Genomic DNA, 19,529 nt, shown 5'->3' on the forward strand with positions numbered 1-19,529 from the left:
TTTCAAGTATCCTCTTCAGACACTCGATATACAGGATTTAGTTCATGCTTTTCAATTATTTATGACTTTTTCTCACCCACAAATTCTCGCGAGGACCCATAAATATTTACTCATAATTTCCCGGGAATCTTTCTGCCCGCTTGCCCGTTCCTTCAAAAGTTCAATGTCCAAAGTTCAAAATCAGGACAACTTTTGTCACAGCGAACAACGGGACACCTTGCGAGCTTTGGCGGCTTTGCGCGCTAATCTTTTTTTTGGTCGCGACTTCTGCCGCGCTGTGAAAATTTGTCGATACAAGCTTTTCTCTTTTGGTCCAATCTTAGAGAGCATTGACAGATTATGAGCATATGCTTATAATGAGAGCGAAGCAAGGGAGGGTTTGGTTCGTGGCAAGGCCGAAGAACTGTCGGATGGTAAGCGAGATGCCGGGAGTGGTTTATTTCAAGCCGCGTGGGATTCCCTTGACTGATCTGGAGGAAGTGGTTTTGACCGTGGACGAATTCGAGGCGATTCGGCTGGCGGACCTGGAGGGTTTATACCAGGCAGCGGCCGCGGAACGAATGAAGATATCCCGGCCTACTTTTGGCCGGATTCTCGAGTCCGCTCACCAGAAAGTGGCGGAAGCGCTGGCACAGGGAAAAGCCCTGAAGATCGAAGGAGGCGCTTATCAAATGATGGAAATGAGGACTTTCAATTGTGCGGGTTGCCAGCATCTCTGGCAGGTTCCGCCCGGGACCGGACGGCCCACGGAATGCCCGGCTTGTCACGGCCGTGATTTCCATCGCCTGAATTCCGGTCTCGAGGCGGGTCCCGCTCAAAGATGCCGTAATCGTTGCGGAAAGAAATGATTTGAAAAGGAGTACGACAATGAAGATCGCGTTACCTTCAGTCAATGACATGGTGGATGGTCACTTCGGCCATTGCGAGAGCTTCACCGTGTTCACCGTAGATGAGAACAATCGGATCGTCAAAGAGGAAAGGCTTGTGCCGCCTCCCGGATGCGGATGCAAATCGAATATTGTTCCTCAACTATCGGCCCTGGGAGTCAAGGTGATGCTCGCCGGCAATATGGGACAGGGCGCTGTGAACATGCTTGAAGCGCACGGCATCAGCGTGGTCCGCGGCTGCCAGGGACCTCTCAAGAAAGTCGTCGAGGCCTGGCTAGCCGGCCAGATCGCGGATTCCGGCCTGGGCTGTTCCGAGCATGGCGACCATGGCTGTCACGACAATAATTGAAAGGACAATACAAAAACATCTAAAGCTCTTTTTGCCACCGAGAGCACCGAGCGCACAGAGACTGAGAATGCTTTTCGGTAAACGCTTGAACCTCTGTGGCTCAGTGAGTTCCGCGGTTCAAAATCTCAGCAATCAGCGAAAATCAGCGAAATCCGGGGGTAAAGAATCTTTGACTTCCTGTAGGCTGAATCTCTAATTCGCGCGCGTTCGCGTTTATTCGCGGTTCAAAGAGAGATTCTTCGCTTTGGCTCAGAATGACAAAAAAGATTCAGCCGGGCGGGATGAATCGCGCTCCTACGTCTGTGAAGATCTGCGAAATCTGCGGCTAAATGGGTATTCTTTTGCGACTTCGCGCCCGGGGTCTGCGATCCGGGTTCGGCGACCCTTCACAACATCTCCGGGCGGAACAGTGATTTTCGGCTGATGATCTTGCCGGAGATCATGAACACACCATTGCCCGTGTAGTGCAGCGTCCGGGGATGCTTCGGCGAAGCGGCGACATGCGCTTTCACCACTTCGAAGATGAAGAAGTTATATTTGTCGACAAGTGATTTGTCGTGTAGTCGACATTCGAAGTTGGCATGGCACTCGCGGATCAGCGGCGCCTCGACCTCTTGCGCCTCGCCGGGTGTCAGCTCAAATTCCTTGAACTTGTCGATTTCGGCCCCCGAGGTGTTACCGATCCCGACGACCGTATCGATCAGCGCTGTGGTCGGCAGGTTGATGACGCACTCGCTGCTGTTGCGGATCATGTGAAAGCTGTGATTACTCTCGGAGATTATGCAGCCGACGAGCGACGGCGTGAACTCCATCACGGTGTGCCAGCCCATCGTCATGATGTTTGTCTTTCCTTTCCATCTTGATGAAACCAGTACAATCGGACCTGGTTCCAGATACCGGCGGACCTGGCTCACCGGAAAATCGTTCTTTTTCTTATATTTTTTCATAGGTGTCATTTCTAACATTACCATCGGAAGCAGTCTACAGCAAGACAGTCCACAGGCCACAGGGTAAGAGGTCTGAAGTCTGAGGTCGATTAAATTTCGATTTTGGATTCTAAGAAGATGAGCAGTAGAGATGGCAAATTTTTCTCCTTGCGCTTTTTTGCGGGTTGATGGTTTCCGCGAAGAAAGGTTCTAAATCAGCGAAAACCTGTGTAATCAACGGATGAAAATTTTGAAGATGGTCCCGATTCACGAATTTGGAAATCGCATCTGCAATCTGAAGTTTCTTGAGGTGTCTGCTGAGCGGCCTCAGGGAGAACAATTTTTTCAGTATGCGCTGCATGAGGCGAGAGACTTGGTTTTGCTGTTCCCAACTGAGCCTCATCCGCAGGCGGTACTGCATCTTTTTTTCATTCACGGCGTAGACGCAAATGGACTGACAATGACTGGCGCGGAAACGGGCGGGCATCGGCGCGGCTGGACTGACACGGAGCGCCGATTTGTTTGAGCGGTTTCCGGTGGAATGGATGTCCGCTCTACCTCGATTTGATTATTGTGAGGGCTTTGCGCAGGCGGGCGATGGAAAGGTCGCGGCCAAGGAGGACGATGGCCTCAAAGAGGCCGGGGCCGATGGTTTTGCCGGTGAGCGCGAGCCGAGCCGGATGGACGAGGTCGCCAAGCTTGATTCCCTCGCGCTCGGCGTACTCCCGAACACGCGCCTCGATGTTCTCTTCAGTAAATGGATCGCAGGTTTCGAGGAGGTCGGCGAAGACGCCAAGAAGTTTTGGGACATCCGGCTTCGACCAATGCTTTTTCACGCCCTTCTCATCGTAGCTCTCGACGTCGGCAACGAAATACTCGGAATACTGCGCGATATCGGTGAGCAGGCGGAGCCGTATCTTGACGGCGCGAGCGAGGCGAACAAGCCATTCGCGCCGGGTCTGCGCCTGATCCTCGGTCAGAAGGCCGGCGCGAATCAGGAACGGCGTGAACCGAATCGCGAGCTCCTCGTCGGAAAGAGATCGAATGTACTCGCCGTTCATCCACTCGAGTTTCTGATGATTGAAAATGGCGGCCGTCTTCGCGACGCCGGTTATCTCGAATTCGGCAATCATTTCCTCGCGCGACAGAATCTCCTTATCGTCCTTCGGAGACCAGCCGAGTAGCGCCAGGAAATTAAACATTGCCTCGGGCAGGTAACCCATTTCGGCATATGCGCCGACGGCGGTGGCCCCGTGCCGCTTGCTCAGGCGGGCTCCGTCCTCACCAAGGATGAGCGACACGTGAGCATAGCGAGGCGGCTCGACGCCCATTGCCCGTAGGAGCAGTATCTGCTTCGGCGTGTTCGAGATGTGGTCTTCCCCGCGGATGACGTGCGTGATCCGCATTGTCTCATCATCGACGGAAACGGAGAAATTATAGGTTGGCGTGCCGTCGGAGCGAAGGATGATGAAATCGTCGAGTTCGGAGTTGTCGAAAACGATCCGCCCGCGCACCATATCGTTGAATTCGGTTGTGCCCGGCGGCATCTTGAAGCGGAGCGCGTACGGCATGCCTTGTGTCTCTCGCGCGGCCGTCTCCGCTTGCGAGAGCACTCTGCATCGACCGTCATACTTCAGCGGCGCCTTTGCCTCGCGCGCTTTCCGGCGCATCGCATCAAGTTCCTGCGGAGTACAGAAACACTTGTATGCGGCGCCGGATTCCAGCAGCCTCTTGGCTTCGCTTTGATACATGGGGAGGCGCGCCATCTGGTTGTATGGGCGGAATGGGCCGCCGATGTCGGGGCCTTCATCCCAATCTATGCCGAGCCAGCGGAGGCCGTCGATGATTGCGGCCAGCGCCTCGGGCGTCGAGCGCTGCTGGTCGGTGTCCTCGATCCTGAGGATAAACGTTCCGCCGGTGTGGCGCGCGAAGAGCCAGTTGAAGAGGGCGGTTCGTGCGCCGCCGACGTGCAGATAACCGGTAGGACTGGGCGCGAATCTGGCCCTGACGCCTTGCGTCATCGGCCGACCTCCAGCATGCGGTCAAGCGCGCGCCTGGCCCTCTCGCGGATATCGGCGGGCACCTCGACCTTGTGCTGCATGAATCGAAGCGCGTCGGCGAGCTTTTCGAGGGTGGTCATCTTCATGTTTGGGCACACGATGCGGCGGGATGCGAGATAAAATTTCTTATGCGGGTTCTCCAAGCGCAGGCGGTAAAGGATGCCGGCCTCGGTGCCGACGATAAACTCCTCTGCGTCTGAATCGCGCACGAATTTATACATGCCCGACGTCGAGCACACGTGGTCGGCCAGGTCGATCACCTCGGGCAAGCATTCGGGATGAACGACGAGCTTCGCGTTCGGATGCTCGGCCTGCACGCGCTTGACGGCCGATGCGAAAATAAGCGTATGGGTCGGACAGAAGCCATCGTACGGAATGATCTCTTTTTCCGAATATCGGGCGACAAATGCGGCGAGGTTTCGATCAGGCGCAAATATCACTTTCTTGGTCGGCGCTGAATTGACTACCTTGACCGCATTTGCGGACGTGCAGCAGATGTCGGTCTCGGCCTTGAGCGCGGCGGTTGAATTGACATAGGTGACAACCGTTGCGTACGGATGCTTCGCCTTGAGCTCGCGTAACTCGGGCACGTCGATCATATCGGCCATCGGGCAGCCGGCCTCCGCGACCGGCAGCAGCACGGTTTTTCGCGGCGAAAGGATGGCGGCGCTCTCGGCCATGAAGTGGACACCGCAGAAAACGATCACATCGGCGTCGGTTGCGGCCGCCTGTTTGCTCAATCCGAGCGAATCGCCGCAGAAGTCGGCCAGTTCCTGGATTTCATCGCGCTGATAATTGTGCGCGAGGATAACGGCATTGCGCTCTTTCTTGAGAGCGGCGATTTCGGGTTTCAACGCTTCCAGTCGTTCGGTATATTCGGGATGCTGATTGTCCATTTGTCCGCTTATGTTTTAGTCGCGCAGGCTTGAAAACCTGCTCCTATAACCATGAAATTTGTTAGTTTGCTATTTTAGCTGACCGCGTCCAGCAGTTCAATGAAAGCCGGGTTCTGGTATCACGGTAGGAGCGGGTTTGAAACCCGCCCATGCAGTTAATTAATCATTCGATTCTTTTCGTCAACGCGGATTTTTTTTGGCTCCCACTCGCGTGCCTCGACGTCGTCCATCGTGGCGTACGAGATTATGATGACCAGATCGCCCGGCGCACCGAGCCTGGCGGCGGCGCCGTTGAGGCAGATATCGCCGCCGCCGGCTTTTCCCTCGATGGCGTAAGTCTCGAGCCTGTTCCCGTTGTTGATGTTGACCACCTGCACCTTCTCATAGGGAAGGATATCGGCCGCCTCGAGCAGGTCCGAATCGATTGTGATGCTTCCCTCATAATGAAGGTTTGCGTCCGTGAGCGTGGCGCGGTGGATCTTCGATTTGCACATCGTTCGAAGCATCATCCTGTCTCCTCTGCAAGGTGGGCGTCTGACTGCATCGCCCCCTCCTTCCTAATGTACTGTGATCACTTCGTTATCGATAAGGCGTGTTTTCTTTCCCATGAAAACCGCCAGCAGGACGACCGCTTTTTCTTGAAGCGTCTCCAGTTCCTCCAGCGTGTCGACGTCGGCGACGGAAAGGTAATCAATTCGCGCCGATGGCCGCTCTTGAATATGTTCGCGCATTGCCGAAATCAGGTTTGCAGCTTTCCTCTCGCCGTCTGTCGCCATTGACTTCGCCAGTTGCAGAGCCTCATACAGGCAAACCGCCTGCACGCGCTCGTCCGGCTTGAGATAGGCGTTGCGGGAACTCATCGCCAGCCCGTCGGCCTCGCGAGCGGTCGGCAGGACGACGATCTCGAGATTCATGTTGAGGTCCTTCACCATGCGCTTAATCACGGCACACTGCTGGTAGTCTTTTTGGCCGAAATAGGCGCGGTGCGGCAGAACCAGGTTGAAGAGCTTGGTGCAGACGGTAGCTACTCCCCCGAAATGCGTCGGCCTCGAGATGCCGCAGTGCGATTTCGTCAGTTTTTCCACGCTGACGTGAGTCTGATACCCGGACGGGTAGACATCACGCGGTTCCGGATAAAAAATGTAGTCGGTTCCTTCCTGCCGCGCGATGTTTTCGTCGCGTATCATGTCGCGAGGATACTTGTCGAGGTCCTCGTTCGGTCCGAATTGCGTCGGGTTCACGAAGATGCTGAGCACGACTGCATCGTTGTCGCGTCGCGCGCCGCGCAGCAGGCTGGCGTGGCCTTCATGCAGGTATCCCATCGTAGGCACGAACCCGATCGTTTTGCCGGCGCGTCTCAATTGATTGGCGAGTGCCTGCATCTCGGCCGGGTCGCGGATAATAAGGAGCTGCCTTTTGTCCGGCCGTCTTTTGCCGATTCTTTTTGCGGACGTTCTCATTTGTAACAGTGCTCCTCGCCCGGGAACGCGCCCGATTTAACCTCTTCGATATACGTTTTCACCGCTTCTTCGATGAGCGGCGCGAGGTGAGCATAGCGCTTGACGAATTTCGGGGTGAACCGCTCGAAGAGGCCGAGCAGATCGGGCGTGACGAGCACCTGCCCGTCGCAGTCGGCGCCGGCGCCGATGCCGATAGTAGGTATCTGCAGTGTTTCCGTCACTTTTTTTGCGAGCTCGGCGGGGACGCACTCGAGCACGATCGAGAACGCGCCCGCCTGCTGGATGGCGAGAGCGTCATCGAGCAGTTTTTTGGCGGCGGCCTCATCGCGTCCCTGCACCTTGAATCCGCCGAACTTGTGGATCGACTGCGGCGTGAGGCCGAGGTGGCCCATCACCGGGACGCCGCACTTGAGGATGGCCTCGATCTCGCGAACGAATTCGGCGCCGCCCTCGAGTTTGACGGCCTCGGCTTTGCCTTCCGAAATGAAACGGCCGGCATTGTCGGTGGCTTGCTGGGGCGAGAGCTGGTAGCTCATGAAGGGCATATCCCCGATGATGAGGGAAGAGGGTTTTGCGGCGGCGACGGCGTGGGTATGGTAGATCATGTGATCCATCGTCACCGAGAGCGAGTTGGCTTCACCGGCGAACACCATGCCGGCCGAATCGCCGACGAGCAGCATATCGACTCCGGCTTTCGCCAGGACGGCGGCCATGGGGAAATCGTACGCCGTCAGCATGGTGATCTTCTGCTTGAGCTGCTTCTTTTGAATGATGTCGAGAACGGTTACTTTGGTCGCGGGCATTAAAAAATCCTCCCGAACCAAGCCCGGAAGGTCTTGCAGAGTATTCCTCCCGTCTCGGTCCTTTTTCAGGATCCAAGCGGATCTGTTCTCACCGTGAAAGTTTGCTTACGCCTTCGCTTCCGATCTCCTCGCTCATCTGGCGAACGGTACGGCCGGTTGCCGAATGTTTCGCCGACGGCGCAATCTCGGACAATGGCGCAAGCACGAACGCCCTGTGCTGCATCTCGGGGTGCGGAATCTCAAGGTTATCTTCCGTGACGCTCATCTCGTCGTACAGTAGGATATCTATATCGATAACCCGCGGTCCCCATTTGAATGTTTTCTCGCGTCCTACCTTCCGCTCCACCTCCTTCAGGCGCCGCAGAAGCTCTTTCGGCGCCAAATCGGTTTGGATAGCGACTGCGACATTATAGAAATCCGGTTGTTCGGTGATGCCGACCGGTTTCGTCTCGTATAGCGAGGACACCTTGATAAGGCTGCACCCGGCGGTTCTGACCAGTTCGACCAGGGCCCAGTTGATGTTGGCCTCTCTGTCGCCCAGGTTGCTGCCGAGGCCCAGATACGCCGTTGTCACCTTTCCCGGCTGCTTCTTGTTATTTCGACTTCCGCATAGGCGCATACGCCTTTGACCGGCGGATGCGGTTTCCGAATTCTTATGATTACCGAACGGCAAGCGTGTTGTTTCAAGACGCCGTCGGCTATCTCCTGCGCCAGCGATTCCAGCAGGTTATGATGTCTGGAGCCGACGGTTTCGCCGACCAGATCATAGAGCTCGGAGTAGTTAATTGTATCATGCAAATTGTCTGACATGCAAGCTTTCTGTAGATCGGCCTGTAACTCCAGGTCGACCTCGAGGCTGGTTGGAACGTCACGCTCCCAGTCGGAGACGCCAACCGAGGCCGAGAAAAGCATGCCCTTCAGGATAATTTTATCGTTTGCAGACACGCAGTTCCTTTAAAAACTGATCCGTTTGATCCGCTCAACGGCTTCCGCAAGTCTTTTCTTATCAACCGTTAATGCAAATCGGATATAGCCTTCGCCCTGACGGCCGAATCCATTTCCGGGCGTGGTCACGATGTCGGCTTCCTCGAGTAGTTTTTTGGTCAATTGGGCGGAAGAATAGCCGTTGGGCGACGGCGCCCACACGTAGAAGGTCGCTTTTGGCTTCGGCATGTTCCAATCGAGGGAACGGAGGCCTTCGACCAGGATGTCTCGTCGCTCCTGGTATACTGCCGCGTTATCGGTGACCGTCTTTGGCGGCAATTTCAGTGCGGCGATGCCCGCATATTGGACGGCCCGGAAAACACCGGAATCGACATTTGTCTTGATGCTTCCCAAAGCGGCCACCACTTCGGCATTGCCGGCCGCGAACCCGATGCGCCAGCCGGTCATGTTGTAGGTTTTCGAAAGCGAGTGGAATTCGATGGCTCTGTCCTTGGCGCCGGCCACTTCAAAAATGCTCACCGGCTTTAGTCCGTCAAAAGCAAGCTCGCAGTACGCTGCATCCTGGCACACGATGATGTCGTATTTTTCCGCAAACTTGATCGCCTTCTCAAAAAACGTTTTATCGGCCACGGCGGCCGTCGGATTATTCGGGTAATTCAGCCACAGGAGCTTTGCTCGAGCGGCCGCCTTGGGATCGATCCGCTCGAAATCCGGCAGGAAATTGTTTTCAGCCGTCAGTGGGAGATAATAAGGAATGCCGCCTGCGAGCACCGTGCCCGCGGTGTAAACGGGATATCCCGGGTCCGGCACCAGGACAACGTCGCCGGGATTGACAAATGCGAGCGGCAGGTGCGCGATTCCCTCTTTTGAACCGATAAGGGTGAGCACTTCAGTGGCCGGGTCGAGCTCGACGTCGAACCTCTTTTTCATGTAAGCGCTGAATTCGCGCCGCAGTTCGAGGAGCCCTTCATAGGATGGGTATTGATGGTTTTCCGGCCGTGCGCCGGCCTCAGCGAGCGCCTCGATGATCTTGCGCGGGGTCGGCATGTCGGGGTCGCCGATTCCGAGGTTGATGATATCGACGCCTTTGGCGATCGCTTTCTGCTTGGCCTTATCGATTTCGGAAAAAAGATACGGCGGTATCTGCTTCAACCGATCCGCCGGCTTGAACCGCGTGTCGCTCATTCCGCCTCCTCGCTCAGTCGGCTTCTTTCCGCACTGGATTTATCAGTGATCCTATGTTTTCGACTCTTATCTCGATACTATCGCCCGGTTCCATTGGACCGATGCCCGAAGGCGTTCCGGTGGCGATGACATCGCCGGGCAGCAACGTCATAACCCCGGAAATGAAACTGATCAGCTCGTCGATCTTGAAAATAAACATCTCGGTCGTTGCCGACTGTTTCCGCTCTCCGTTCAGATACGCTTCGACGCGCAGGCCCGAAGGCTCCATATCCGTCTCCATCCACGGGCCGATCGGACAGAAAGTATCAAAAGATTTCGCGCGGGTCCACTGTCCGTCTTTCATTTGCATGAAGCGTTCGGTGACGTCGTTGAGACATGTATAGCCAAAAATTACCGATGCCGCTTCGCCGACAGAAACATGCTTGCACTTTTTCCCGATGACGACTCCCAGCTCCGCTTCATAATCGACCCTGGTCGCCGTTTTTGGGTACAGGATCGGCTCGTTATGCGCGATGACCGCCGTCGAGGGTTTGATAAAGAGGATCGGGGCTTCCGGCTTCTCCATGCCTGTTTCATCGATATGTTCCTGGTAATTCAGGCCAACCGCGACGACTTTCGAAGGCTGCGTCGGCGGCAGCAGTGCAACCTCCGCCAGCGCCCGCTTCACGTTTTTCTTTTCAATCTTCTTGAGCGGGTCGCCGGCGAGGACTATGATCTCGCTGTCCTCGACTATTCCGAATTCAACTTTATTCTTAAGACGATATCGACAGATTTTCAACGGAAGTTCTCCTTGGATTAACCAGACGCTCTTTCTCCCCAAAAGCAAGAATAACAGGCCGGGTGGCGGGACGCGGACCTGCTGCAGTTGCGGGAAATTGTAGCATCCATCGCATTTCCTGTCAAATGAATTCCTCAGCGCCGGCTGGTTCCGCTCCGCAAGCTCAGACGTTCAGATTGAGCGTGGGGATGTTCGCTTACGGTTTTTGAGATGAAAAAAGCGATGAATTGCCAAAACGGGGTCAGATTTGATATCCTATTTTTCAATATCCTTATAAATATTATAATGCCGAAAAAGTTATCCGATCGATTATTTGTTTTCCATAATCGTAAGTGAGGCTGTCTTTATGGCTGTATTTGCCAGTTTCCCCTAGATCACTGTGTTCAGAGCGAGACCAGTCCCCATGCGGATTCAACTTGTTTCTGTTCGCCTTCCGCCTCTGGAGTTTATTGGAACTCTCCTTGTTCTGATATCAGCCGCTATTCAGGCGCCGAAATCCGCATTTGCCGAGAAAACGGAGAATCCGGCAGGGGGGACGGCTGTCGTTTATCTCATCGATAATTCCACAAGCATGGTCTGGATCAATGAAGACGTGAAGGCGATCCTGAAGAACGTCATCAAGGAGAGCACGTCCGGCGATAGCATTTCAATTGTTTTCTTTGGCGAGAAAGCATCCACCTTAGCCAGCTATAAATCCATTGACGAGAATAAAAAGGAAATCTTGTGCAGGATTATCGATACGGCTTCAGCAACATCATTATACACCTGTTTTTCTCCCGCGATAAAAAAAGGTGTGGACCTGCTTCATGGGTACTCCAGAGGCGGGAAGGCTGAAAAATATGTTCTTCTCTTTGTGACCGACGGTAAGGAACATCCGCCGCCCGATTATGTGGAGGAGTGCACGCTTGAGAATGCGCTCAGACAATATCCTGATTTTCTTCCCGGAAAAGAGTGGAATCTGTACTATCTGGCGCTGAGGGAGCAGGTCGACTCCGAATTGCTCTCTCTCGTAAAGAAGTATGACGGCGAATTCTTCAACGCAGGCGAACTAAGTCAGATACTTAATGTTAGTGAGGAAAAAATAGTCGAGAGCATCATTGAGGATCCTCACCAATGGGCTGCACTCGATACATTCGTCAGCGACCGCTTCGGTGAAGTAGAGGTAAAAAAGGCAGGAGAGCATAACTGGGTTGCGATCAATCAAGCTCGCTATAAATTGCTTGCCGGCGATGAGATTTCCGTTAAGAAAGGCGCGAAGGCCGTCGTTACCATTGGTTCGATTGCGCGTATCGGATTGGGCGAAGAAACTACCATAGGATTGAAAGAGGCGGAATCACTCCCTCTGAAGAAGAAGATGAACGTCCGGGTCGAACTGCAAAATGGGACTGTTTTGAACTCCATTCAGAAACCGCCGGATGTATCGACACGATATGAAGTGCTCACTCCTATAGCATTAACGGGAACACGGGGAACAGATTTCAGGGTCAGCTATCGGGGCGAAATTCAGGAGGAGGTTGTTTCCGTCTTCTCCGGAAGTGTGGAGATATCGGCCGTGGACAAGGCTTCGTTCGAAAAGAAGGTTATCATAGAAGCGGGGAATCAATCCGTGATCGCGGCCGGCAATCCGCCGACTCCGCCGTTCCCCATTCCTCAGGTCATACTGGAGGAATGGAACAAATGGAAGAAGGCGTTGCTCCTTAAGACTCCGCTTCACGAAATTCATTTTCATCCCGTGACTGTGAGACCATTGATTAACCAAATCGTGTTCGGTCCAATCAAGCCCAACCAGAAATACACTGCGGAAATACCGTTACGATATAGCGAAAAATATCGTGGACAACATAAGATCTCTGTTCTCGCGCAAATGCCGTTGCCTCCGGGAGTCGAACTGTCGACCGATGTGGAGGACGATAATGAAGATAAATTGCTGAAGAAGGTGCACCTTCTCCTTTATTGCCCTCCATTCCTCAGACATACGGGTCGTGAAACGTACGCCGGCAATATCAATTTGAGCTGTAACAGCCCGGATATAAAATTTACCGTGAAAAGCATCCCGGTGCAGGTGCTGCAATCCCGTCCAAATTTTGCGCAACGCTTAAGGGATTTGAAGCCGGCCATCAGGAACGCCGTTATCGTCCTTTCATCGCTGTTGCTTCTTCTCGTCATTTTTGTGATGTGGAGGGTCAGATCGAAAGTTCGCAGCTTATATCGGCTGCTGCTGAGCAATCTGAAATTGGTGCTGATGAAGACCAAGTTGACCCGTCTCTACCGGGGGAGACCGGTCGGGCATTTTATGCTGCGTTCATCGGCGTCGGATCAGCCTCAAAAAAAATACGATCTGGCAAAAATCTCGCGCGAGAGCGACTCCCTGATTCTCAATATCGGGAGCGATCTCGCCAACCCCTTCCCTTTCACTCACTCCGCCGACCAAGCGATTCACTGCCATATCTATGCGGGCAGAAAAAGGAACCCAACGAAAGTTTTTATTGGGCTCGCTCCCGGCGGTAAAGTTGTCGTCAACGGAGAAACGCTAAAGCAGGGCCGACAGCTCAAGCACAAAGACATGATCCAAGTCGGGAAACTTCTGTTCGAATTCATAGATATCCAGACTCAACGTCAGGTGAGAGTCCACATGAACGACGGCGTCCAGTACACAGGAATGCTGGAATACTGGGACCTCGCCAGCCTTGTCTTTTTCATGACGTGCGTACGCGAGAACAAAGAACAGTTCCTCACATTGGATTTTCGGGACGTCCTGTATGTGGAATTTTTCATTGATGAAAGCGATCCGGAAAAGCATATCCTGCCGCGTCCCCTGCGGAGATCGCGAAAATTGATCCGGAAAGATATCACGGTTTTTCTGTCCAACAGAAAAAAGCTGAGTGGGCTCGTGGACCGGAAATACCGGTATAAACAGGGCGCCGCCCTGTTCCTCTTGCCGCTTGATAAAAGCAATATCCAATACATTTATGTTCCCGGGAGCAGCATTAAATCGGTCGTAATCGTCGATGCGCAAGCAAAGAAAAAGTAGTTTTCCTGTTCAAGTGAAACCGGTTCCTGTGCTTGGACCAGACCAACACACCTGCGTCGCTGCGACGAGGAAGACACTTTTCCATGCAGGAACGGCAATAGCACTCTGCTGCTGGCTAATCGCTGTCGCGGCCGGATTGCTCGCTCGGCCTCTCCTGCAGCGTTTCGAAAATATGCTTGTCGATGTACGGATGCGCTTGCCGCATCGCGTTATGCCTGACAACCGTCTTGTGTTTGTGGACATCGACGATAAAAGCATTGAACTGCTGGGCAGATGGCCATGGCCGCGTTCGCGCCTCGCGGAAGTGATTCGAATTCTTGATGGGGCCGGGCCATGGGGAATATTCGTCGATGTTCTTTTTGCAGAAGAGACTTCACCGGAGAATGACCTCGCGCTTGTGCGCGTTTTCGAGGAAGCGGAGCGGATTTTTCTCGGTGTCGCAGTCGAATTCAAAGATCATGATGCGGCCGGAACAACGGCGGGTTCAAATTTGTCGCTCCTGAAAAGTCTCTCGTACGAGACCGCGGCAAAAGGAAATTCCCGGTTCCCGAAGGCCGGGCGCGCGGTGATTCCCTTGTCTGCGTTTGTGGTGCCTGCAAAAGGCATTGGGCATATCAGTTTTGTGCCGGACGCGGATGGTGTCGCGCGGCACCTGCCCCTTTTTGTTGATGTGGATGGAAGGTTTTTCCCATCGATAGATATCGAATTGGCCCGGTCTCTTCTGGATGTGGAAAAAGAAGATATCGAGGTATTCCCGGGAGATTCCGTTTTCCTGCGGAATGCGCGATTGCCGGGCAAGGAGGAAGCGGAGGATTTGCAGATTCCCATCGATTCCCGTGGCCGGATCTTGATTAATTACGCCGGATGCTGGGGCAGAATGTTCCCTCATTATTCGCTTCAAGGGATTCTCACTGATCTGCTCGATGAGGACGAAAACGTTAATCGGCAGGCGGAAAACCTGCTATCGGAGAAACTGATAATCCTGTCGGTGTCTTTTTCCGGGGCTTCAGATATGGGCCCGACTCCGCTGGAGCCGCTCGTGCGGCTTTCCGAGATTCACGGGCATGTAATCAGCTCAATTCTTCATCGGCAGTTTCTTCGAAAAATTCCGACTCCGGCAACTCTGGCAGTTGCATTTCTTGTGTGCGCCGGCATCGGTGCCTGCTGTTTCAGGTTCAGGGTCTTTGCCTTTGCTATTGCCGGCGCCGCCGCCATCCTTCTGTGGCTGCTCCTGAGTTTCGCTTTCTTCTCCATGGTTGGATGGATAACGGATATCGTCTGGCCTTGCTCCGTCATCGTGCTCGCTTTTGGCGGTTGCACCGGTTATACGCATCTGAAAGCTGAACAGGAACGTTCCTCCCTTCGGAGGGCATTTTCCCGATACGTTTCGCCGGAATTGCTCGCCCAAATTGTCGAGAACCCCGATAAGTTGAAACTGGGCGGAGAACGCGTAAACCTGACGGTGCTTGTTCTTGTTCTCGAAAAATTCGAGCGAGTGACGGAAAACGCCGAAGCGGAGGAGATAATCGAATTCCTGAGCGCCACATATGAGAAAGCCTGCGAAATCATTTTCGCAAATGATGGCGCAATCGATACGTTCACCAAAGACGGATTGATTGCCTTCTTTGGCGCTCCTCTCGAACGGGAAGATCATGCCATAGCAGCGGTGAGAGCCGCTGTCTCGATCAAGCAAGCGCTTCTTGAGTTGGGTGCGAAGCGATTCGCGAGGTATCCCGTCGGCGCGAAAATGGCTCTGAATAGAGGATTTGCCACAGTCGGGAATATCGGCTCCTCAAGGAGAATGAATTATACGGTCATCGGGAAAAATGTTGATTTGGGCATACATTTGGCGCACGCCGCGAGAGAGGGACAAATCCTGATCCCCCGGAAGACGTTTGAAGGAATGGAGTCGTTCTTTGACGTCGAAGAAGTTGGAGAAATGCGCGTGGGGCCCTATCCGAAGCCGGTCCATATCTTCAATGTCAGAGGTATGATTGGCGAGAGTTTCCTCATCCGTAGCGAAGCTGTTTATCCCGCAGCCACGATCGGAACCAAAAAATTTCTCGGTCCGTATATTCTGATGGAAAAGATCGGGGCCGGAAATATGGGAACCGTTTACCGCGGGTACGATGAAGTCCTTGAGCGACAGGTGGCGATTAAAGTGTTTCCGCATCTGGAGAAAGACGCCATTGCTGCAGTCGCCAGAGAAGCGAAGGCGCTGGCGAAACTAAGCCATCCGAACGTGGTGCAGGTATATTCCGCAGGCGAGGAAGACGACGTCGCTTATCTTGTGATGGAATTTGTCGATGGGCAAACTGTACGCGAACTGCTGAATACGGAAGGTCCCTTGCCAGTGGCAGAAGCACTTGACATCCTGATCCAGGCGTGTCGCGGCTTGAATGCGGCTCAGAAAGAGGACATCATTCATCGAGACATAAAGCCGGCAAACCTGCTGATAAACAATCACGGCATGGTAAAAATAGCCGATTTCGGACTCGCGCGGCTGGCGAATCGGGGCGAATCGACCCACACGGTTGCCGGAACCTTCCAATATATGTCTCCCGAGCAGGCGCGTGGCGCCGCACTTGATTGCCGGGCCGACATCTATTCTCTTGGAATCACCTTTTTTCATTTGCTCGCGGGTGAGCCGCCATTTAAAGCTGATACCATCGCCGGATTGGCCTGGCACCATTCAAACACGGAAATGCCGGATGAGCCGTTGCGGAAGAAAGAAGTTCCCGAAGCAGTTATCACTTTGATTCGAAGGATGACCGCGAAACAGACCGAGGAAAGACATCGCGACTACCTGGAACTGCTGAAAGAACTGGATCGAGTGGAAGCCTCCCTGCCGGCCGGATGATCGGCTTCACGATCCAAAGGAGATCAAGGCCATGGCGTTTCTCACCATTTTGAAGCCGTCGGGATTCGCAGTTCCCATAGAGTTGAAGCAGAAAATCATTTCGATTGGGACTGCGACAGAAAATAGTGTCCATATTGATCTGCCGACAATTGCTCCGGTGCACGCTTCAATTATCTTCGACGGCAATAATTACCTGTTGATCGACCACTCCAGCGAGTACGGTACGTTCGTCGACGGCCTCCAGGTGGACAGGAAATTCCTGCAACCGGGAAACGTAATCAAGCTCGGGCAGGATGCCAAAATGCTCTTTTCGCTCCATTCAGAGCCCAACGAATTGAATGGACGGCAGGTAATGATTTCGTCCGAGCGGGACGAGAATCATATTGGAGAAGACATTCAAAAAACCATATCGTTGGATGAATCCTACTTCAGGGAGCGGCGAAGCGGAACAGTGCCTCAGGCGGAACAGCAGAAAAAGCACCTGACAGCCATCTACCAGGTGCATCAGAGCATAATGGAAATCCTTGACGTGGATGAGCTGACGCGGAAAGTGCTGGATCTTGTCTTTGAAATCCTTCCTGCCGATCGCGCGGCCATTATCTTTTGCGACGAGGGGTTGGCATCCGTGTACCCCGTCGCCTTTAAGGAACGGGGGCAGTCGGGCGAGCCGGCTTCAGTCAGCATCAGCCAGACCATTATTAACAGAACGATCGGACAAACGACCGCAGTCCTGGCCAAGGACACGTATGTTGATTCGCGGTTCAGAGACGTCACCAGCATCAAGAGGAAACGCATTCGGTCGGTCATGTGTGTTCCCTTGAATACCAAAAACAACTTGTTTGGCGCCCTCTATGTCGATGCGCTGAACGTTCCCGGCGGATTCTCGGAAGAGGATTTGCGCCTGCTGATCGCGGTCGGAGGCGCGCTTGCGAATTCAATCGAGAATTCCAGGTTGATAGCGCGGATCAAGGAAGAGCAACGGAAGCTGACAACGCTCGAACGATATCTGCCGTCTCTCGTAGTGGACCACCTGTTCCGCCAGCAGGATTCCGACCGGCTTGGGGGAAAATATGCTTCGGTTGCCGTCCTTTTTGCGGATATTCGCGGATTCACGCCGTTTGCCGAACAATTCCCGCCAGCCGATGTCGTCGCCATCCTCAACGAATATTTCACGGCAATGTCGGAAGTCGTCTTCGAGTTCAAAGGCACCCTCGGCGAATATATTGGCGATGAGATCATGGCGTATTTCGGAGCGCCAATTGAATGCGAGGATCATGCGGCGCAAGCTATAGCGGTGGCGCAAGAGATGATGAAGACCATTGGTTCGCTGAAGGAGATCTGGAAGCGGAGAGGTTCTCCCACATTCGACATCGGAATAGGAATTGCGACGGGTGCGGCGGTCGCCGGCAACATTGGCTCGCCAAAGCAGATGAAATATACGGTGATTGGCAGCACCGTCAACCTGGCAAGCCGCTTATGCGCACGCGCCGAGTCCGGCCGGATTCTTATGTGCCCGGAAACTTACAGAATCGCAGGAAAGCTTGCACGCGCTCATTTCCTGGAAGAAACGAAGTTAAAGGGAATCTCCAAACCGGTGCAGGTGTATGAGATCGACTGCAGGAACTTAAAGCCCGCCTCCGATCCTCCCGGCCCTCGGTAGTTATTCAGGCGTTCGTTCGGAACATAGAAGACAAATTCCCACCCTCGTTTTCGCGGGAATGGCAATCCTCTCGCTTTTCAGGTTTCACCGCTCTCGATCGCGCCATTTGAAATCGGATAAGAGTTTGAAGATCATCTTTTAGAAGGGATGTGGGAAGAGGCCAAGCTTCGCCAGGACACCGATGACAAGCGTGTAGATGGTCGAGATGAGAATCAGGCGACCTAATCGCATCTGGCTGCGGGTTGCCTCCTTTCGGAAGAGGAGCAGGCCGCCGAGGTGCATCAGGAGCAGGCCGGCAATGTTGGTGGCCCAATAGGCGGCGATCATGGCGGGCAAAAACAAACGAGCGGAAAATTGGGAGACGATCCACGCCAGCACGTATGCCAGGGGGATATTCACTATGGCGTCATTCCACCAGCTCAACGGGGAAAGGATGTAGCCGATCGTAAGGAAGACACCGCCAATTGCGCGGCGATATCCGGGAAAGGCTCTTATCTTATCAGCGTAGGCCATATGCTCATATCCTTCTTCTTATATTATAGCAACGCCATCATCTCCCTTCAAACTCCTCGCGGTGCCATCCAGCGGCCATTTCCCCGCTTGATTGACTGGCGATTTTGCTTTCAGTATAATTCGAGAGGAGAAAGAGATATGGATAAGAAATTCAGAGGCGACGCCGTTATCAAGCCCTGCCCCGAGGAAATCATGAAGCCGTTTCCGGAGTGGGGATGGGACCTTGTGGCCCGCAAATGGGTGAAAAACCTTATCATCCGGCTCAGGATAGGACAAGAAGCCGAGACGGTCGAGAACCTGAAAAAAGCGATTGAGTCGGGCAGCCCCGTATTTATTTTCTCGAATCATTTGAGCTGGGCCGACCATTTTCTGATCATGAACATGATCGATGAGCATCTGAAGGTAAGGGTGTCGGCCCTTTGCAAGGAAAAGTATTACGGGTTTCCGGTGTTTGGATGGGTGCTCCGGAAAGCGAACCAGATACCGATCACCAACGTGAAGCTGTGTTTTGCCAGATGGTATAAACAGAGCACGGGCAAACTTCCGCGCGAGCGCGATTTTATCGAGTTCATGAATCGTTCAGGCGCCAATCCGTATCATGAGGTGAACGTGCTCAAGCGGCAATCGCTGGTGCGGACGGCAATCAATACGCACGAGATGCTCGAGCGCAAACGCCCGGTCCTGGGTTATCCTGAAGGGACGCGCAGTCACCGCGGAACACTGCAACCGATCAAGACCGGCATCGTTCAGCTCCCGTTCGAGTTCAAAGGCCTGGTCATTCCCGCGGCAATATGGGGAACCGACAAGATACTGCCGAAAGGCATCAAATGGTACAACATCTTCAAGTACTATGGTTTTCCCGGCTCGCATACGGTCGTGAAATTCGGACAAGCCTTATCTTGCTTCGAACTTCTTGACCGGATCGAGAGGAAATTCGAGCGGATTGAAGATGTCGTGAACCTGGATAACACCCGCATGCTCCGCAGCCTGCTCGAGCGAAACCAGTTCAGGGCGTACACGATCGAGGCGGAGAGATTCGAGCGTGTTTTCGATGAAGCCTCACTGATCATCATGCGCAGAGTGAATGAAATGCTGCCGCCGGAATATCGGGCCGAGCAGGTCGAAATCAAGTATCCAAGGTAGAAGCGGGCAAAAAACTTGTCGGCGAAGGCTCCC

The 19,529-nt window shown here is 53.8% G+C and carries 19 protein-coding genes; 8 read left to right on the forward strand and 11 right to left on the reverse strand.

The window, feature by feature from the left end; genetic code table 11:
* From C4520_01105 to C4520_01115, 3 genes are all read left to right on the forward strand, one after another.
* A partial coding sequence (locus tag C4520_01105; GenBank protein ID RJP26054.1) for a hypothetical protein occupies positions 1 to 343 on the forward strand: 343 nt, incomplete at its 5' end.
* 43 nt (positions 344 to 386) lie between these two features.
* Positions 387 to 848: a DUF134 domain-containing protein gene (locus tag C4520_01110; GenBank protein RJP26055.1), complete on the forward strand. Its 462-nt coding sequence runs from the start codon at positions 387 to 389 to the stop codon at positions 846 to 848.
* Between the two features lie 19 nt (positions 849 to 867).
* On the forward strand, positions 868 to 1,236 hold the full coding sequence (locus C4520_01115) for a dinitrogenase iron-molybdenum cofactor biosynthesis protein (GenBank protein RJP26056.1): 369 nt from the start codon (positions 868 to 870) through the stop codon (positions 1,234 to 1,236).
* A 386-nt stretch (positions 1,237 to 1,622) separates the two neighbouring features.
* On the opposite strand, the gene C4520_01120 is transcribed toward C4520_01115, so the two are convergent.
* Positions 1,623 to 2,183: a flavin reductase family protein gene (locus tag C4520_01120; GenBank protein RJP26057.1), complete on the reverse strand. Its 561-nt coding sequence runs from the start codon at positions 2,181 to 2,183 to the stop codon at positions 1,623 to 1,625.
* A 220-nt stretch (positions 2,184 to 2,403) separates the two neighbouring features.
* Between C4520_01120 and C4520_01125 the strand changes: the two genes are divergently transcribed.
* On the forward strand, positions 2,404 to 2,688 hold the full coding sequence (locus C4520_01125; GenBank protein ID RJP26058.1) for a hypothetical protein: 285 nt from the start codon (positions 2,404 to 2,406) through the stop codon (positions 2,686 to 2,688).
* 28 nt (positions 2,689 to 2,716) lie between these two features.
* Here the strand turns inward: C4520_01125 and C4520_01130 are convergent, their stop codons facing one another.
* From C4520_01130 to C4520_01170, 9 genes are all read right to left on the reverse strand, one after another.
* Positions 2,717 to 4,183, reverse strand: a complete 1,467-nt coding sequence (locus tag C4520_01130; GenBank protein ID RJP26059.1) for a glutamate--tRNA ligase — start codon at positions 4,181 to 4,183, stop codon at positions 2,717 to 2,719.
* A complete protein-coding gene (nadA, locus tag C4520_01135; GenBank protein RJP26060.1) occupies positions 4,180 to 5,118 on the reverse strand; it encodes a quinolinate synthase NadA in 939 nt (312 codons plus the stop codon). Before nadA ends, C4520_01130 begins: the two co-directional genes overlap by 4 nt.
* Positions 5,119 to 5,273: 155 nt before the next feature.
* On the reverse strand, positions 5,274 to 5,624 hold the full coding sequence (locus C4520_01140) for an aspartate 1-decarboxylase (protein ID RJP26088.1): 351 nt from the start codon (positions 5,622 to 5,624) through the stop codon (positions 5,274 to 5,276).
* A 51-nt stretch (positions 5,625 to 5,675) separates the two neighbouring features.
* The gene (locus C4520_01145; protein RJP26061.1) at positions 5,676 to 6,578 is read right to left on the reverse strand and encodes a pantoate--beta-alanine ligase; all 903 of its coding nucleotides are present in this window, start codon (positions 6,576 to 6,578) and stop codon (positions 5,676 to 5,678) included.
* Positions 6,575 to 7,381: a 3-methyl-2-oxobutanoate hydroxymethyltransferase gene (gene panB / locus C4520_01150; protein RJP26062.1), complete on the reverse strand. Its 807-nt coding sequence runs from the start codon at positions 7,379 to 7,381 to the stop codon at positions 6,575 to 6,577. Before panB ends, C4520_01145 begins: the two co-directional genes overlap by 4 nt.
* 88 nt (positions 7,382 to 7,469) lie before the next feature.
* Positions 7,470 to 8,000, reverse strand: coding sequence for a 2-amino-4-hydroxy-6-hydroxymethyldihydropteridine diphosphokinase (folK, locus tag C4520_01155; protein ID RJP26063.1), 531 nt, complete (start codon positions 7,998 to 8,000; stop codon positions 7,470 to 7,472).
* Positions 7,952 to 8,326: a dihydroneopterin aldolase gene (gene folB / locus C4520_01160; GenBank protein RJP26064.1), complete on the reverse strand. Its 375-nt coding sequence runs from the start codon at positions 8,324 to 8,326 to the stop codon at positions 7,952 to 7,954. Before folB ends, folK begins: the two co-directional genes overlap by 49 nt.
* A gap of 9 nt (positions 8,327 to 8,335) precedes the next feature.
* A complete protein-coding gene (locus C4520_01165; GenBank protein ID RJP26065.1) occupies positions 8,336 to 9,511 on the reverse strand; it encodes an LL-diaminopimelate aminotransferase in 1,176 nt (391 codons plus the stop codon).
* A gap of 13 nt (positions 9,512 to 9,524) precedes the next feature.
* Complete coding sequence (locus C4520_01170) at positions 9,525 to 10,289, reverse strand: FAA hydrolase family protein (GenBank protein RJP26066.1); 765 nt, start codon at positions 10,287 to 10,289, stop codon at positions 9,525 to 9,527.
* Between the two features lie 403 nt (positions 10,290 to 10,692).
* Here C4520_01170 and C4520_01175 point away from each other — a divergent pair, with 403 nt between their 5' ends.
* From C4520_01175 to C4520_01185, 3 genes are read left to right on the forward strand one after another with little or no spacing between them, the layout of a single operon-like run.
* Positions 10,693 to 13,320 (forward strand): VWA domain-containing protein, encoded by a 2,628-nt coding sequence (locus C4520_01175; GenBank protein ID RJP26067.1) that lies wholly within the window; start codon positions 10,693 to 10,695, stop codon positions 13,318 to 13,320.
* On the forward strand, positions 13,298 to 16,180 hold the full coding sequence (locus tag C4520_01180; protein RJP26068.1) for a CHASE2 domain-containing protein: 2,883 nt from the start codon (positions 13,298 to 13,300) through the stop codon (positions 16,178 to 16,180). Before C4520_01175 ends, C4520_01180 begins: the two co-directional genes overlap by 23 nt.
* 31 nt (positions 16,181 to 16,211) lie before the next feature.
* Complete coding sequence (locus C4520_01185; protein ID RJP26069.1) at positions 16,212 to 17,840, forward strand: GAF domain-containing protein; 1,629 nt, start codon at positions 16,212 to 16,214, stop codon at positions 17,838 to 17,840.
* Positions 17,841 to 17,978: 138 nt separating this feature from the next.
* Here C4520_01185 and C4520_01190 read toward each other — a convergent pair whose 3' ends face one another.
* Positions 17,979 to 18,353, reverse strand: a complete 375-nt coding sequence (locus C4520_01190) for a hypothetical protein (GenBank protein ID RJP26070.1) — start codon at positions 18,351 to 18,353, stop codon at positions 17,979 to 17,981.
* Between C4520_01190 and C4520_01195 the strand changes: the two genes are divergently transcribed.
* On the forward strand, positions 18,354 to 19,496 hold the full coding sequence (locus C4520_01195) for a 1-acyl-sn-glycerol-3-phosphate acyltransferase (GenBank protein ID RJP26071.1): 1,143 nt from the start codon (positions 18,354 to 18,356) through the stop codon (positions 19,494 to 19,496).
* Positions 19,497 to 19,529 lie beyond the last annotated feature (33 nt).

This window comes from Candidatus Abyssobacteria bacterium SURF_5 (assembly GCA_003598085.1).
GTDB lineage: Bacteria > Abyssobacteria > SURF-5 > SURF-5 > SURF-5 > SURF-5.